The sequence below is a fragment of the Neisseria elongata subsp. elongata genome, assembly GCF_900113545.1.
Classification (GTDB): Bacteria; Pseudomonadota; Gammaproteobacteria; order Burkholderiales; family Neisseriaceae; genus Neisseria; species Neisseria elongata.
Map to the genome: position 1 here is coordinate 12,153 of NZ_FOPS01000014.1, position 15,548 is coordinate 27,700.

Here is a 15,548-nt window from a genome sequence, read left to right on the forward strand (position 1 = left end):
ATCCTCTACTTTGCTATCACTCTTTCTTTCAAAGTCTTTACGACACTTTTCACCGTCTTAATCCGCGTCTCCACATCCTCCATCTGAGCCGTAAACTTCAGCTTATCCGCCCCAGCCAGCCGGTATTTTTTATCTGTTTGAATCAGCAGGATGATTTCTGTCGGGTCGATTTGGTGGTGTTTGCCGAAGGTAACGGTGACGGCTTCGCTGGTCGCGTCGATGGCGTCTATGCCCAATTCTTTTGCGGCGAGCCGCAGGTGGTGGCTTTCGATGAGGGTTTTGACGGGTTGTTCTGGCAGGCCGAAGCGGTCGACGAGTTCTTCGTGTATCGCGTTGATTTGCTGCACGGTTTCGCAGACGGCGAGGCGTTTGTAGAGGACGAGCCGTTCGTGGATGTCGGGGCAGTAGCTTTCGGGCAGCAGGGCGGGGCTGTGCAGTTTGATTTCGGTGGTGATGCCCAACGGTGCGTCGAGGTCGGGCTGGCGGCCTTTTTTGAGGTCGCGCACGGCTTGTTTGAGCATTTCGGTGTAGAGCGTGAAGCCGACCTGTATCATTTCGCCGGATTGCCCTTCGCCGAGGATTTCGCCTGCGCCGCGGATTTCCAAATCCTGCATGGCGAGGGTGAAACCTGCGCCGAGTTCGTCTGCTGCCGCAATGGCGTCGAGGCGTTTTTCTGCGTCTTTGGTGATGTATTCGGGCGTGAGCAGGTAGGCGTAGGCTTGGTGGTGGCTGCGGCCGACGCGCCCGCGAAGCTGGTGCAGTTGCGCCAGCCCGAATTTGTCGGCGCGGTTGATGATGATGGTGTTGGCGTTGGGGATGTCGATGCCGGTTTCGATGATGGTGGAACAGAGCAACACGTTGAATCGTTGCTGCAAAAAGTCGCGCATGACTTGTTCCAGCTCGCGCTCGCGCAGTTGTCCGTGCGCCACGCCGATGCGGGCTTCGGGCAGGAGGGTTTCCAGCCGCTCGCGCATGTTTTCGATGGTATCCACTTCATTGTGCAGGAAAAATACCTGCCCGCCGCGTTTGAGTTCGCGCAACACGGCTTCGCGCACGCTGCCTTCGCTGAAGGGTTTGACAAAAGTTTTGACGGCAAGGCGGCGGCTGGGCGCGGTGGTAATCAGCGAGAAGTCGCGCAGGCCTTCGAGCGCCATGCTGAGGGTGCGCGGAATCGGTGTGGCGGTCATGGTGAGGATATCGACATTGGCGCGCAGGCGTTTGAGCTGCTCTTTCTGGCGCACGCCGAAGCGGTGTTCTTCATCGATAATCACTAAACCTAAGTTTTTGAATTTGATGTCATCCTGCACCAATTTGTGCGTGCCGATAACGATATCGACCGTGCCGTCCGCCATGCCTTCCAGCGCGGCTTTGGTGGCTTTGCTGTTGTTGAAACGCGAAAGGCTGGCGACTTTCACAGGGAAATCGGCGAAGCGGTCGGCGAAGTTTTGCGCGTGCTGCTCGACCAAAAGCGTGGTCGGGGCGAGTACGGCGACCTGTTTGCCGCCCATCACCGCCACAAACGCGGCGCGCAGGGCGACTTCGGTTTTGCCGAAGCCGACATCGCCGCAAACAAGGCGGTCCATCGGCTTCGCCTGCGTTAGGTCTTTAATCACGGCGGCGATGGCGGCGGCCTGGTCTTCGGTTTCTTCATAGCCGAAGCCATCGGCAAACGCCTGATAGTCCAACTCGTTGATTTCAAACTTGTGTCCCGATTGGGCGGCGCGCTGGGCGTAGAGGTTGAGCAACTCTGCGGCGGTGTCGCGTGCTTTTTCGGCGGCTTTGCGTTTCGCCTTGTTCCACGCACCGCTGCCGAGCTTGTGCAGGGCGACGTTTTCATGCGCCTGGCCGGAGTAGCGGCTGATTAAATGCAGTTGCGAAACAGGTACATAAAGCTGCGCTTCGCCCGCGTATTCGAGCAACATCATTTCGTTGGTTTCGCCGCCCAAATCCATCGTTACCAAGCCCATATACCGCCCGATGCCGTGTTCTTCGTGAACGACGGGGTCGCCGATGTTGATTTCGGCAAGGTCGCGTAACAGGCCGTCTGAAACGGCGGCGTGTTTCTTGCGGCGGTTGTGGACGCGCGAACGGGCGACGTATTGGTAGAGCTCGGATTCGGTGATGACGGCGATGGCACTTTGGTCGGCAACCGCTTTGCCCTCTCCCCAACCCTCCCCCACGGGGGAGGGGGCAGGTTGCTGTCGGGTTTGCCCGTACAGACTACTTTCGACGGGGTACAGGCTGCTTTTGGTTTTTAGGTCGTCTGAAATGGCGGCTGCATTCTGTTCCCTCTCCTGTGGGAGAGGGTTTGTTGTGGCTGCGGAAAATTTGGTTTGGGTGGCAACCGCTTTGCCTTCTCCCCAACCCTCCCCCACGGGGGAGGGAGCAGGTTGCTGTCGGATTTGCCCATGCAGACTATTTTCGATGGGGGGTAGGCTGCTTTCAGTTTTCAGGTCGTCTGAAATGGCAGCGACATTCTGTTCCCTCTCCTGCGGGAGAGGGCTAGGGAGAGGGTTTGTTGCGGCTGCGGAAAATTTGGTTTGGTCGGTAACCGTTTTGCCTTCTCCCCAACCTTCTCCCTCGGAGTCGGGAGTAGGTTGCTGTTGGTTCGGAGATTGCAGCCCGCCCAGTTTGAATCCGTATGCCAACGGCGCGACCGTAATCATCAGCGGCTCGTGTGCCGATAAAAAGCCCTGCCAGTCGGACACAGGTTTGGCCTTCAAACCGTTTTGCTGCAAGAAGCCGAGCATGGTTTCGCGCCGTCCCAAACTTTCGGCGCACAGCAAAATCCGCCCGTCAAAGGTCGTCTGAAAATCCTTCAATGCCTGCAAAGGTTCGTCGGATTGGCGGTTGACGGCAAGGTCGGGCAGGATGTGTTCCTTGCCGGAAACATCGGGCAGCACTTGTCCGTAGTTTTTCAGACGACCTGCGAACACATCGGCAGAGAGATACAAATGCTGTGGAAGCAAAGGCGGATAGGTTTCATCGCCCTGCGCCATGGCGTAACGCGATTTGACGTCGCTCCAAAAGCGGTTTGCCTCGGCGTGAACGTCGCCCAATGAAACAAACAGCGCATCGTCACCGATATAGTCAAACAGCGTTTCCAGCTCGTTTTCAAAAAACAGCGGCAGGTAATATTCCACGCCCGCGCCGAAGTGGCCGTTGCTGACGGCTTTGTACACGGCGGCATCGTTCGGATTGCCATCGACTTCCTCGCGGAAGCGGCTGCGGAAGATTTTTTGTGCCTCGCTGTCGGTGGGGAACTCGTGCGCCGGCAGCAGGCGGATTTCGGAAACGGGGGAGATGGTGCGCTGTGTGTCGGTGTCAAAGGTTTTGATGCTGTCGATTTCATCGTCGAACAAATCGATGCGGTACGGCATTTCGCTGCCCATCGGGAATAAATCCACAATGCCGCCGCGCACGGCAAACTCGCCTGCCGCGACAACATGGGAAACATGGTTGTAGCCCGCATCCACCAAATCGCTTTTCAGACGACCTATATCCAGAGTCTGCCCCGTTTTCAGCCAAAACGTGCGCCCCGCCAGAAACGGCACGGGCGGCAGCTTCTGCATTGCCGTGGCAACCGGCACGAACAACACGTCCGCCGTGCCGCTTTTAATCTGCCACAACGCCGAGAGCCGCTCCGACACCAAATCCTGATGCGGCGAAAAACGCTCGTAAGGCAGCGTTTCCCAGTCCGGCAGGAACACCGCCGTATCGTGCGGGCGGAAAAAACGCCATGCAGTCTGAAGGCGCAATGCCTGTTCCGCATCTTGGGTCAGCACGACTTTGAGCCGCTTATGCGGCAGATAACGCGCCAAAGCCAGCGGCAGCGAGCCTTGCGAAAGATTGAGCCAACGGGATTTTTCACGGGGTTTTGGGATAGGGTAGGTCATGGCGTAGGGACAATGGCTTGCGGCAGCCGGAAAATTTTTCGGGCTGCCGTGGTGGGTTGTAAAAGCGGGATTTTAGCAGATTAAAAGCGGGTGTAAGGGGGATAGGATGGATCGGGTGATTTTCAGACGGCCTCTGATGATTTGTGATAAAGTATAACCATTCCTATTTATAGGCTGAAGAGGCCGTCTGAAAAGATTGAAAAACGCCTAAGCAGACAAAATATAGGCGGCTTCCGAATCGCGACAGAAAAAAGAACATCATGGGAACACAACACCAACAGGCCGAAGGCGGCAGCGCGCTGCAACTTCGCCCGCCGCGCAAATACGGCGTTTTCCTACTCAACGACGACTACACCACCATGGATTTTGTGGTGGAGGTTTTAACCGAAGTATTCCGGCTGCCCGAAGACAGGGCGGTGGCGGTGATGCTGCTGGTGCATCATGAAGGCAAGGGCTTGTGCGGCGTCTATACCCGCGATATCGCGCAGACCAAGCAGATGCAGGTACACCACCGCGCCGAAGACACCGGATTTCCGTTGAAATGTATTTTGGAGGAGGTTTCATGATTTCGGATGCGATGGAACGGATTTTGCAAGAACTTTATGCCGATGCCCGCGCGCGCAGTTTCGAGCTGATTACTTTGGAACAGCTCCTGCTGGCATTGATGGAGCAGTCGGACGACGTGCAGCAGGTGCTGGAAGCCTTGCATGTGGACTTGGATGTCCTGTCCGGCCAGCTGGTCAGCAGCATTCAGGACAACACGCCCACGCTGCCGCCCAATCTGATGGATAAGGTGGAAACCCAGCCCACACTCGGTTTCCAACGTGTGATGCAGCGGGCGATTGTTCACGCGCAGTCGGTGGAAAAACGCGAAGTGCGGCCGGTGGACGTGCTGGTGGCGCTGATGAGCGAGAAAGACTGTCCGGCCGTTTATTTCCTCCAACTGCAATCTGTCAGCCGCGTCGAAATCCTGCGTTATCTGGCGCATGGCGACGCGGGAGACGACGGCGCGGAGAGGCCGTCTGAAAGCGGAGAGGAAGAAAATGCCGCAGCCGGAGGCGATGCATTGACGAAATATACCGTCAACCTCAATGCCGAGGCGCAGGCCGGACGCATCGATCCGTTAATCGGCCGAAAAAACGAAATGGAGAGGCTGGTACAGGTATTGTGCCGCCGCCGCAAAAACAATCCGCTTTTGGTGGGCGAGGCGGGCGTGGGCAAAACCGCGCTGGCTGAAGGCCTGGCATACCAAATCGTCCGCGGCGACGTGCCCGAAGTGCTGGCCGGGCACACCGTCTTCCTGCTCGATATGGGCGCGCTGCTGGCGGGGACAAAATACCGCGGTGACTTCGAAGCGCGTGTGAAGGCCGTGGTCAAAGCCTTGGAAAAAGTGGACGGCGCGATACTCTTTATCGACGAAATCCACACCATTATCGGCGCGGGCAGCACCAGCGGCGGCACGATGGACGCGTCCAACCTGCTCAAACCCGCGCTGGCCAAAGGTGCGCTGCGCTGTATCGGCGCGACCACTTACGACGAACACCGCACCATCTTCGCCAAAGACCATGCCCTGAGCCGCCGTTTTCAAAAAATCGACATCGCCGAACCCAGCGTGGCCGAAACCGTCGAAATCCTGCGCGGCCTGAAGCCCGTGTTTGAAAACTTCCACGACGTGCGCTACACCAACGGCGCACTCGAAGCGGCGGCCGAGCTCTCCGCCCGCTACATAAACGAACGCTTCCTGCCCGACAAAGCCATAGACATCGTTGATGAAGCAGGTGCGGCGCAGAAAATCCTGCCCAAATCCAAACAGAAAAAAGTCATCGGTAAAGCCCAAATCGAAGCCGTTATCGCCAAAGTTGCCCGTATTCCGGAAAAAACCGTTTCCCACGACGACAAACAAGTGCTGAAATATCTGGCGCGCGACCTGAAAAACATGGTGTTCGGCCAAGATGCCGCCATAGACGCGCTCGCATCGGCGGTAAAAATGTCCCGTTCGGGCTTGGGTTCGCCAGATCGGCCGATAGGCAGCTTCTTGTTCTCCGGCCCCACCGGCGTGGGTAAAACCGAAGTCGCCCGACAACTGGCCTTCTCGCTGGGCGTGCCGCTGCAACGTTTCGACATGTCCGAATACATGGAACGCCACGCCGTTTCCCGCCTCATCGGCGCACCGCCGGGCTACGTCGGCTTCGAACAGGGCGGCCTGTTGACCGAAGCGGTCAATAAGCAGCCGCACTGCGTTTTACTTTTGGACGAAATCGAAAAAGCCCACCCCGACATCTTCAACATCCTGCTGCAGGTCATGGACGCGGGCAGGCTGACCGACAACAACGGCAAAAGCGCGGATTTCCGCAACGTGGTGCTGATTATGACCACCAATGCCGGTGCGGAAAGCCTGAGCCGCCCGAGCTTCGGCTTTACCGGGCGGCATGAGCGCGGCGACGAGATGCAGGCGGTAAACAAAACCTTCACGCCCGAATTCCGCAACCGCCTGGACGCAATCATCCCCTTCGCACCGCTGGACGGCACAGTCATCACCCGCATCGTCGATAAATTCCTGCTGCAACTCGAACAGCAGCTTTTGGCGAAAAAGGTGGAGGCCGAGTTCACCCCCGCCCTGCGCGCCTATCTGGCCGAAAAAGGCTTCGACCCGCAAATGGGCGCGCGCCCGATGCGCCGCCTGATTCAGGATAAACTGCGCCGCGCGCTGGCCGACGAATTGCTGTTCGGACGGCTGGCCGAGGGCGGTTTCGTGCGGCTGGATTGGGATGCGGAGAAGGAAGAAGCCGTGTTGGATTTTGAGCACAACACGGCGGCAGCCGTATAATCAAAAGGCCGTCTGAAAAACCGTTTTGGTGTTTTCAGACGGCCTCAACCGTATCGGACGGGCGGCCTTGCCGCGCCGTCTTTTTTTGTTTCATGCTTGTTGTCCGTGCTTGAGGGATGCAGGCCGTGAAAGCCGCAAAAATCTTGGACTGCACCGATAGGTTCAATGAAGCGGGCGATGAGTTTTCAGGAAAATTGAGGGTGAATCAACAGGTAAAGCGTATAGTATTCATCAGATATAGATTAAAGGCCGTCTGAAAACCGAAAATCAGTTTTCAGACGGCCTTTGGACGTATTCAGATTTCGTCTGCCTGCTCCTGCGCCGCTTTGTATTGCCGCAGCCACTCGATGGCGGCGGCTTTTTCCGTTTCGTTGCCGTATTGCGCGTCGCGCTGGTAGCGGCGGAAGGTTGCCTTTTCCTGAGCCGCCTTGATTTGCGCCTGTTTGAAATGTTCGCGGTTGGACGGTACGCTGCGTTGGGTTTGCTGGGCGTTGGCGCGCGCCATGGCCTGCGCAATCAGGTCGGCGGGGTTGAAGGCGGGTTTGGCCGACGGCTGCACGGCGGACGGCGCGGTCGGAACAGCCGCTGCGGCGGCGCGGCGGGTGGCAGCTTCCCGTTCGGCATAGTAGGCTTTTCTCTCCGCGTCTTCACGCGCTTTGCGGCTTTCGTGCCGTTCGAAACGCGCTTGCGCATGGGCGGCGGCGGCAAAGCGCGGCGCGGTTTCCCCGCCCGACAGGCTGCGTGATTGCGGCAAATAGTCGGCACCGTTCGGCAGCATGTGGATGCAATCGACGGGGCAGGGGGCGACACACAGGCCGCAGCCGGTACATTCTTCGGCAATCACCGTGTGCATCAGCTTCGACGCGCCCATAATCGCATCAACCGGGCAGGCGCGGATGCAGGCGGTGCAGCCTATGCAGGCCGATTCGTCTATCCATGCCAGTGCTTTGGCTTGGGTTTTGGCGGGCGCAACCGGCGGTTTGCCCAACAGGCCGGCGATGTCCAGCATCACGGCTTCCCCGCCGGGGGCGCACAAATTGACTGCCGCTTCTCCTGCCGCCAACGCGCGCGCATAGGGCAGGCAGCCGTCGTAACCGCATTCGCGGCATTGGGTTTGCGGCAGCAGGCGGTTGATTTGTTCGACGGCGGCAACAGGCATGGTGGTACTCGTAACTCGTAAATAAAAGGGGTATATTTTAACAGATTGATTTGAAAAAATGTTTGCGTTTTTTCCCTGAAAACTACTGCCTAAAATTAGACAAAAAGTCTTAAATTTTAATTTTGAAATGGGATTTTTGGCATGTTTTTAAAAAATTCATTGCTAAAATGTCTAAAAAAAGTATAATCGCCGCTTCTTTGAAGAAAATGCCCGATGACGATTGGACAAAATATGCAACTGAATATCGACCGCTTAATTGCCTATTTCGGCGGTGTAAACGCTCTGGCCGAAGCCTTGAAGCAGCAAGACCCGCAAAATGCCGCCAGCACGGCTGCCATCTATAAATGGCGCACGCGCGGTTCGCTGCCTTTGGCGCAACTGCAAAAGCTGACCGCGCTGGCCGAAGCGCAGGGGCGGCCGTTGGATTTGAACGCCTTTATGCAGCAGCAAACCACCTTGGAGAAAAACACCATGACCACCAGCCAAAACAACCGTGTCATTATATTCGACACCACCATGCGCGACGGCGAACAGTCGCCTGGCGCATCCATGACTAAAGAAGAGAAAATCCGTATTGCCCGCCAGTTGGAAAAAATGGGCGTGGACGTGATTGAAGCGGGTTTTGCCGCCGCCAGCCCGGGAGATTTCGAATCGGTGAACGCGATTGCCAAAATCATCACCAACGCCACCGTCTGCTCGTTGGCGCGTGCCGTTGAAAACGATGTCCGCAAGGCGGGCGAAGCCGTTTCCCCCGCGCCGAAAAAACGCATCCACACCTTTATCGCCACCAGCCCCATCCATATGGAGTACAAGCTGAAAATGAAGCCGCAGCAGGTAATTGATGCGGCGGTGAAAGCGGTGAAAATCGCCAAAGAATATACGGATGATGTAGAGTTTTCCGCCGAAGACGCGGTGCGTTCCGATTTGGACTTTTTGGCTAAAATTTTTACGGCGGTGATTGAGGCGGGCGCAACCACCATCAATATTCCCGATACCGTCGGCTACTCCATCCCTTCCGTTTGGTACGAGCGTATCAGCAATATCATCAAAAGCGTGCCCAACAGCGATAAGGTCATCTGGTCCACACACTGCCACAACGATTTGGGCATGGCGGTTGCCAACTCGCTGGCTGCCGTTCAGGCAGGCGTGCGCCAGGTGGAATGCACCATCAACGGTTTGGGCGAACGCGCGGGCAATGCCAGCTTGGAAGAAATTGTGATGGCGTTGAAAGTACGCCACGATTTGTTTGGCTTGGAAACGGGCATCGACACCACGCAAATCGTGCCGGCATCGAAACTGGTGTCCACCATTACCGGCTATCCCGTGCAGCCCAACAAGGCGGTGGTCGGCGCAAACGCCTTCGCGCACGAATCGGGCATCCATCAGGACGGCGTGCTGAAACACCCCGAAACTTATGAAATCATGACTGCCGAATCGGTCGGCTGGGCCACCAACCGCCTGACCTTGGGCAAGTTATCCGGCCGCAGCGCGTTCCGCAGCAAATTGGCCGAATTGGGCATCGAATTGGAAAGCGAAGAAGCATTGAATGCCGCGTTTGCCCGCTTCAAAGAACTTGCCGACAAAAAACGGGAAATCTTCGATGAAGACCTGCACGCGCTGGTGTCCGACGAAATGGGCAGCCTGAACGCCGAGAGCTACAAATTCATCTCCCAAAAAATCAGCACCGAAACCGGCGAAGAGCCACGCGCCGACATTGTGTTCAGCATCAAGGGCGAAGAAAAACGCGCATCCGCCACCGGTTCCGGCCCCGTCGATGCGATTTTCAAAGCGATTGAAAGCGTGGCGCAAAGCGGTGCGACCTTGCAGATTTATTCTGTGAACGCGGTAACGCAGGGCACGGAAAGTCAAGGCGAAACCAGCGTGCGTCTGGCGCGCGGCAACCGCGTCGTCAACGGGCAGGGCGCGGATACCGACGTTTTGGCCGCCACGGCCAAAGCCTATCTGGCCGCTTTGAGCAAGCTGGAGTTCGGCGAAGAAAAAATGAAGGCGCAAGGCACGGTTTGACGGGTTGACGCAAGATGGAGGCCGTCTGAAAGCCGATGTTTTCAGACGGCCTTTTTGGTGGATTGGAAAAATGGAAACCGAATATGTTTATCACGATGCCGTGCTGTTGAAAGCGGCATTGGCGGGCAGGGTGTTCAGCTTGGATGTGTTGCTGTATCCGGTGTATTACCCGGGCGGAAAAGAAGTGCGGCTTGAATTTGAGGGTTGTACCGATGTTTCCGTGTTCGAACACTGGTTGCGGCAATATGCCGCCGTTTGTGCCGAGGACGGCGATGACGAATGCGGTTTGAGGGTGGAGAGTTTGGCTATTACCAGTAGGGAGGACGGCCTTTTTACTGCCCGGTTTGCCTGCGATTACCTTCCTGTTTTGCGTTTCAATTTTTCCGTGTTGCGGGAGGCCGTCTGAAAGGTTGGGAGTCAAGGTTGAAGATCGGACGGGCAATATGCGGCAAAGATTGCCTGCCTATTGTGGGTTGCTTTTCCTATGATGCCGGAAAGGCTGACGAGCGGCTACAGCCGTTTTGCGGATGAACTTTAAGTTGTCCTATTGTGGTAATCGAAAAGGCCGTCTGAAAACTCCTTTGCAGGGTTTCAGACGGCCTTTTGCCTTATCTGCTTATGGTATTACAACGGCAGCAGCGGGATAATCAATACGGCCATCAGTGCGGCGATAATGCCGTAGAGGAACATCGGAACCACGGTTTTCTTGATAATCGCGCCTTCCGAATTTTTGACGTCCAATACCGAGCACACGGCGATGATGTTGTTGATGCAGACCATGTTGCCCATGGCGCCGCCAACCGATTGCAAGGCCAGAATCAGTGTAACCGACAGACCTGTGTCGAGAGCAATCTGTTGCTGAATCGAGCCGAAGGTCAGGTTAGATACGGTGTTGGAACCTGAGAAGAATGCGCCGATCGCACCCAGATAGGATGAGAAGTACACCCAGTGTTGTCCGGCAACGGAAGCAAATTCGCGGCCGATGATTTTCACCATCGAGTTGTCGCCGCCGACCAGCATCAGTTTCACCATAATCAGCGCACCCATCAGGGCCAACAGCGGTTTTTTGGTTTGGTTAAAAGTGGCGACGTAGAAAGTCCAGGCATCTTTAAATTTGGTTTTGTACAGCACGATACAGATCCAGACGGTAATCACGAACGGAATCCACGCGGGAACGTACAAGGTTTGGTATTTTTCCGCCACGCCGGAGCCGAAGATGTTGCCGAAGATGATGGTCAGCGATTCGGTAACCGTAATCTCGGACAAGCCGGGCAGTGAGAAGGAGAACCAAGGCTCGGTGCTGGTCATCAATCCTTTCAGGCCGATTTGTTTGATGCGCGTTACCACCAGCATGCCGATCAGCATACCCAGCGGTGCCAGTGCTTTGGCCACTGCGCCGAAGGACGGTTTTTCCGCATTCGGGTCTTTCGGGTATTCTTTGCTCAGGCCGATGCCGTGGTTGGCGGCGAATACGGAAATCAACAGGCCGATGGCACCCGCCACCAGCGATGGGAATTCCTCGTTTACCTGTGCCAAGATGACATAAGGGATGGTGCATGAGAGGATGGCGATGTAGATGAAGCCGATGTTTTTACGGATTTCCTGCCATGATGTGATGAAGCTCAGGCCGATCAGCGGAATAATGAAGCCGGCGACAAAGTGGATAATGCCGGTTTGTTTGCCGATGGCCATGATTTCGTCGTGGCTCAAATTCAGTTGGCCGAAGCCGAACCATGTCGGTGTGCCGACCGCGCCGAACGATACCGGTACGGAGTTCATCACCAAGGTAAAGATGGCGACGCGCAAGGGGTTGAAACCCAGGCTCATCAGGATGGGGGCGGCAATGGCGGCGGGTGTGCCGAAGCCTGATGCGCCTTCAATCATGAAGGCAAACGACCAGCCGATAATCATCAGCTGGGCAACGGGGTTGGGGCTGATATTGGCCAGCCATTTGCGGATAGTGTCGATACAGCCGGTGGTTTCCATCATGCGGTTGAACATGATGGCGCCGAAAATCACGGTGATCGGTGTGAGGGTGGCGACAAGGCCGGCGGCAACGTTGGCGTTGAGTGCCAATGTCGGACTGTTGAAATAAAACATCTGAATGATGTAAATCAGTACCGCCGTAACGGGTAGTGCGATATAGGATGGAACGCTGTTTTTCTTCACCATCAGCCAAATCAGCAGCACGATGGGGAAGATGCTTAAAAATAAAGGCATAAAAATATCCTTTGCGGACAAGTTGTTGTTAATTTCATATCGCAGTCGATATGCGCTGTGCGGCCTCTGACCGGTGTCGTGCGGCTGCTTTTCGGACGGCGGATACGGCACGGCGCAGCCTTATCGTATTTGTCTGCCCTCTTCGGACAGGCCGTCTGAAACCCAAACGGTTCGTATGAACCGTTTTCAGACGGCCTATTGCGGATAACAGGCCGTTTGAAAAATATGGCAAATTAAATTTAATGTATGAATGAAGCAAAGGGACTTTCTAAACAGGCCGTCTGAAAGTGTTTTCAGACGGCCTGTTGCCCTATTTGCTTAACGTTGCTGCTTTTCCTTAATCAGTTCGTGCAGCGTTTTCGCGGCGGGCTTCATCGGTTTGCGGTGATCTGTCCAGCCCAATTGTTTGCCCGGTGTCAGCATACGGAATGTGGTGGCCGCCCAGCCGAAGGCACGATAGGCCTTTTTGCCGCTGAAAATGCCGTTATACGTACGCCAAGCCAGCGTTTCGGCCAAAGTATGCGATGCGCCTTGCCCGCGTATCGGGTGTGCCACTTTTTCGTCGGGCGAGCGTTGGGCTTCTTCGCGCAGGCGGCGCATTTGAGCGGTAATCGGAATTCTTACCGGACAAACTTCGTCACACGCGCCGCACATGGTGCAGGCGGTCGGTAAGTCACGAGTGGCGTCCAAGCCCAACAGGTGCGGAGAGATAATTTCGCCGATGGGGCCGGGGTAGGTCGTGCCGTAGGCCGCGCCGCCGATGCGGGTGTAAACCGGGCAGTGGTTCATGCACGCGCCGCAACGGATACATTGCAGGGTACGGCGCATTTGCTCTTCGGCATAGGCCTGACTGCGGCCGTTGTCCAGCAGCACCAAGTGCATTTCCTGCGGGCCGTCGAGTTCGCCGCTGCGGCGCGGGCCGGTAATCATGTTGAAATAGGTCGTAATGTTCTGACCGATGGCCGAACGCGGCAGCAGGCTGTACAAAGGCGGAACGTCCGACAGCTTGGCCACGACTTTTTCAATGCCGGTAATCGCGATATGCACGGGCGGCACGGTGGTGCTCAGGCGGCCGTTGCCCTCGTTTTCGACCAGGCACAGCGTTCCCGTTTCGGCGACGGCGAAATTTACGCCGCTCAGGCCGACATCTGCCGTGCGGTATACGTCGCGCAGGGCTTGGCGGGCGAAGCCGGTCAGTTGATCTACGTCGTCGGTCAGCGGTGTACCGAGGTTTTGGTGGAACAGTTCGCTGACTTGCTCTTTGGTTTTGTGAATCGCGGGCATCACGATGTGGGTGGGTTTTTCACCCGCCATTTGAACGATGAATTCGCCCAAATCGCTTTCCACCGCTTTCACGCCGTTGTCGGCCAAATAATGGTTCAGCTCGATTTCCTCGCTGACCATAGATTTGCCTTTGACCATCAGTTTGCCGTTGTGGGCGCTGACGATGCCGTGAATGATTTCGCAGGCTTCCGTAGGCGTTTCCGCCCAGTGCACTTTCACGCCCAAACGGGTCAGGTTTTCTTCCAGCTGCTCCAATAAGTCGGGCAGGCGGGACAGGGAACGTTGACGGATGTGTTCGCAAAGGGTACGCAATAATTGCAGTTCTTCTTCGTCCGACAATACGGCCTTGCGTTTGGTCATCAGCATGTCCATGGCCGTGCGCAGGCTTTTGCGCAGGGGTTTGTCGGACAGGGCGTCTTTCGCGTTTTGTTTGAAGGTTTCCGGTTTCGGATGGAAATGTATGGTTTGCGTACTCATGCCGCGTCCTCCAGGTCTGCCGGGTTGATGTGGGGCGGTACGAGTGCGAGTACCACCAAATCGCGCGGGCCGTGCGCGCCGTAGGCCAGGGTCAGTTGGATGTCTGCGGTTTTTGACGGGCCGGATACCAATACGACGTTGGTCGGCATACCGTCGGCCATTTTTTCCCCGCTCATGGCGTGGTGGAAGGTGTTGTACATTTTTGCCGCATCAAACAGGCAGAAGTGTACCGGCGGAACCAGGCTTTGGCTGCGCGGCTCTTCAACGTCCGGCCACAACACCAGCGTGCCGGTGAGGGCGATGCCGCAGCGGGCGGAGGTAAAGCCTGCGTCGATGTCGGCAAAGTAACTGTCTTTCCAATCTTCAATCGGTTTGTCGAAGGATTTGACTTCGATATCCGAGGCCGTCTGAAAAGCACGTTCGGCGGTTTGGCCGTGCTCGGTCTTCAGGGGCAGCAGGATGTTTTTCAATCCTTTTTCTCCGGCTACGCGCACCATGGTTTGCGGCCAGGTTTCGGGTGTTACCCAGTAGATTTCAGTTTTGACCGCCCGCATGGTTTTCGCCCAGTGTTTCAGGCGTTCGGTTTCGCTGTCCCATTCCTGCGAGGTTTCGCGGTAGTATTCGTCCACCTTTGGTTCGATCATCGGGTAGGCGTTGGCCTTTCTCAGTTTGGCCAGGATGTTGTCGCGTGCGCTCATGCTTTGCCTCCCGTGCGTTCCAACAAGAAGGTGGCAATGTGTTTGGGTTTGGGCATGCAGGGTTCGTCTTTGGCGATTTTGCCGCCGATATTCATCATGCAGCCCGCATCGGCACTGACGATTTCTACCGCTTCGGTTGCTTTTAAGGAGGCTACTTTGTCGGCCACCATCGCGCCCGAAATGTCAGGCTGCTTGACGGAGAATGTGCCGCCGAAGCCGCAGCATTCGCTTTCATGGTCGTGTACCACGCGTTCGACGTTTTTCAGGCTGTCTATCAGTTTCCAACCTGTGATGTGCACGCCCATTTCGCGCCGTGCGCCGCAGGAGGTGTGAACGGCCACTTTGATGTTGTCGCCTTTGTCTTCGGGCGTATAGCCGATATCCAGCAGGAAGTGGGTGAATTCGACCACGCGGTCGGCCACTTTTTGCGCTTGCGATTCATACCGGCTGCCTTTGAATACGTCCGGCCAGTGGTGTTTCATCATGCCGCCGCAGGAACCGGAAGGCACGACTATCGGCCAGTTTTCGGGGAACAGGTCCAGTTGGGCTTTGGCGATTTCAAAGGCTTCTTTCGGATGCCCCGATGTGAAGGCGGGTTGGCCGCAGCAGCTTTGCGCCATCGGGAAATGCACGCGGATGCCTTGCTGCTCGATCAGCGTAATCGCATCCATACCCGCTTCGGGCATGAAAATGTCCAGCAGGCATGTGCCGAAAAAATACACATCGGCAGGTTTGCTGCCGACAGTGGGTTCGGTATTTGTGTTCATGGTTTGGCTTTTGGTTTGTGTTTTGGTAAATTGGTCAGACCAATTTTATTGGAGTAGGGTTACTTTAAGTAATCTTATGTAAGCGGTCAAGTGGCATGTGGTTTTTTATATTTTTAACCTGATAAAAAATAAGGTTTTGCGGTGAATTAAGTAAAATTGACGACAATTAGGCCGTCTGAAAAATCTGTCGGGCGG

10 protein-coding genes are annotated in these 15,548 nt (G+C 56.1%); 4 read left to right on the top strand and 6 right to left on the bottom strand.

Annotated elements, in window-relative coordinates; all coding sequences use genetic code 11:
• Positions 1-5: 5 nt before the first annotated feature.
• Complete coding sequence (gene mfd, locus BM261_RS10755; protein ID WP_074898150.1) at positions 6-3,896, bottom strand: transcription-repair coupling factor; 3,891 nt, start codon at positions 3,894-3,896, stop codon at positions 6-8.
• 260 nt (positions 3,897-4,156) lie between these two features.
• Between mfd and clpS the strand changes: the two genes are divergently transcribed.
• Together clpS and clpA are read left to right on the top strand one after the other, a co-directional pair.
• The gene (gene clpS, locus BM261_RS10760) at positions 4,157-4,462 is read left to right on the top strand and encodes an ATP-dependent Clp protease adapter ClpS (RefSeq protein ID WP_074898152.1); all 306 of its coding nucleotides are present in this window, start codon (positions 4,157-4,159) and stop codon (positions 4,460-4,462) included.
• Positions 4,459-6,723, top strand: coding sequence for an ATP-dependent Clp protease ATP-binding subunit ClpA (gene clpA, locus BM261_RS10765; protein WP_074898155.1), 2,265 nt, complete (start codon positions 4,459-4,461; stop codon positions 6,721-6,723). Before clpS ends, clpA begins: the two co-directional genes overlap by 4 nt.
• 295 nt (positions 6,724-7,018) lie before the next feature.
• Here clpA and BM261_RS10770 read toward each other — a convergent pair whose 3' ends face one another.
• Positions 7,019-7,882, bottom strand: coding sequence for an RnfABCDGE type electron transport complex subunit B (locus BM261_RS10770; protein ID WP_074898158.1), 864 nt, complete (start codon positions 7,880-7,882; stop codon positions 7,019-7,021).
• A 231-nt stretch (positions 7,883-8,113) separates the two neighbouring features.
• Here BM261_RS10770 and BM261_RS10775 point away from each other — a divergent pair, with 231 nt between their 5' ends.
• Both BM261_RS10775 and BM261_RS10780 read left to right on the top strand, forming a co-directional pair.
• Positions 8,114-9,907: a 2-isopropylmalate synthase gene (locus BM261_RS10775; RefSeq protein WP_074898161.1), complete on the top strand. Its 1,794-nt coding sequence runs from the start codon at positions 8,114-8,116 to the stop codon at positions 9,905-9,907.
• A gap of 4 nt (positions 9,908-9,911) precedes the next feature.
• The gene (locus BM261_RS10780) at positions 9,912-10,313 is read left to right on the top strand and encodes a hypothetical protein (protein WP_143095780.1); all 402 of its coding nucleotides are present in this window, start codon (positions 9,912-9,914) and stop codon (positions 10,311-10,313) included.
• A gap of 218 nt (positions 10,314-10,531) precedes the next feature.
• On the opposite strand, the gene BM261_RS10785 is transcribed toward BM261_RS10780, so the two are convergent.
• The 4 genes from BM261_RS10785 to BM261_RS10800 all read right to left on the bottom strand — a co-directional run bounded on the left by BM261_RS10785 (position 10,532) and on the right by BM261_RS10800 (position 15,353).
• On the bottom strand, positions 10,532-12,127 hold the full coding sequence (locus tag BM261_RS10785) for an L-lactate permease (RefSeq protein ID WP_074898165.1): 1,596 nt from the start codon (positions 12,125-12,127) through the stop codon (positions 10,532-10,534).
• A gap of 318 nt (positions 12,128-12,445) precedes the next feature.
• On the bottom strand, positions 12,446-13,888 hold the full coding sequence (locus BM261_RS10790) for a LutB/LldF family L-lactate oxidation iron-sulfur protein (protein ID WP_074898168.1): 1,443 nt from the start codon (positions 13,886-13,888) through the stop codon (positions 12,446-12,448).
• Positions 13,885-14,586 carry a LutC/YkgG family protein gene (locus tag BM261_RS10795; RefSeq protein ID WP_074898170.1) on the bottom strand — a complete coding sequence of 234 codons (702 nt, stop codon included), beginning with the start codon at positions 14,584-14,586 and terminating at the stop codon, positions 13,885-13,887. Before BM261_RS10795 ends, BM261_RS10790 begins: the two co-directional genes overlap by 4 nt.
• Complete coding sequence (locus BM261_RS10800; RefSeq protein ID WP_074898173.1) at positions 14,583-15,353, bottom strand: (Fe-S)-binding protein; 771 nt, start codon at positions 15,351-15,353, stop codon at positions 14,583-14,585. The genes BM261_RS10795 and BM261_RS10800 overlap by 4 nt, the downstream gene beginning before the upstream one ends.
• Positions 15,354-15,548: the final 195 nt, after the last annotated feature.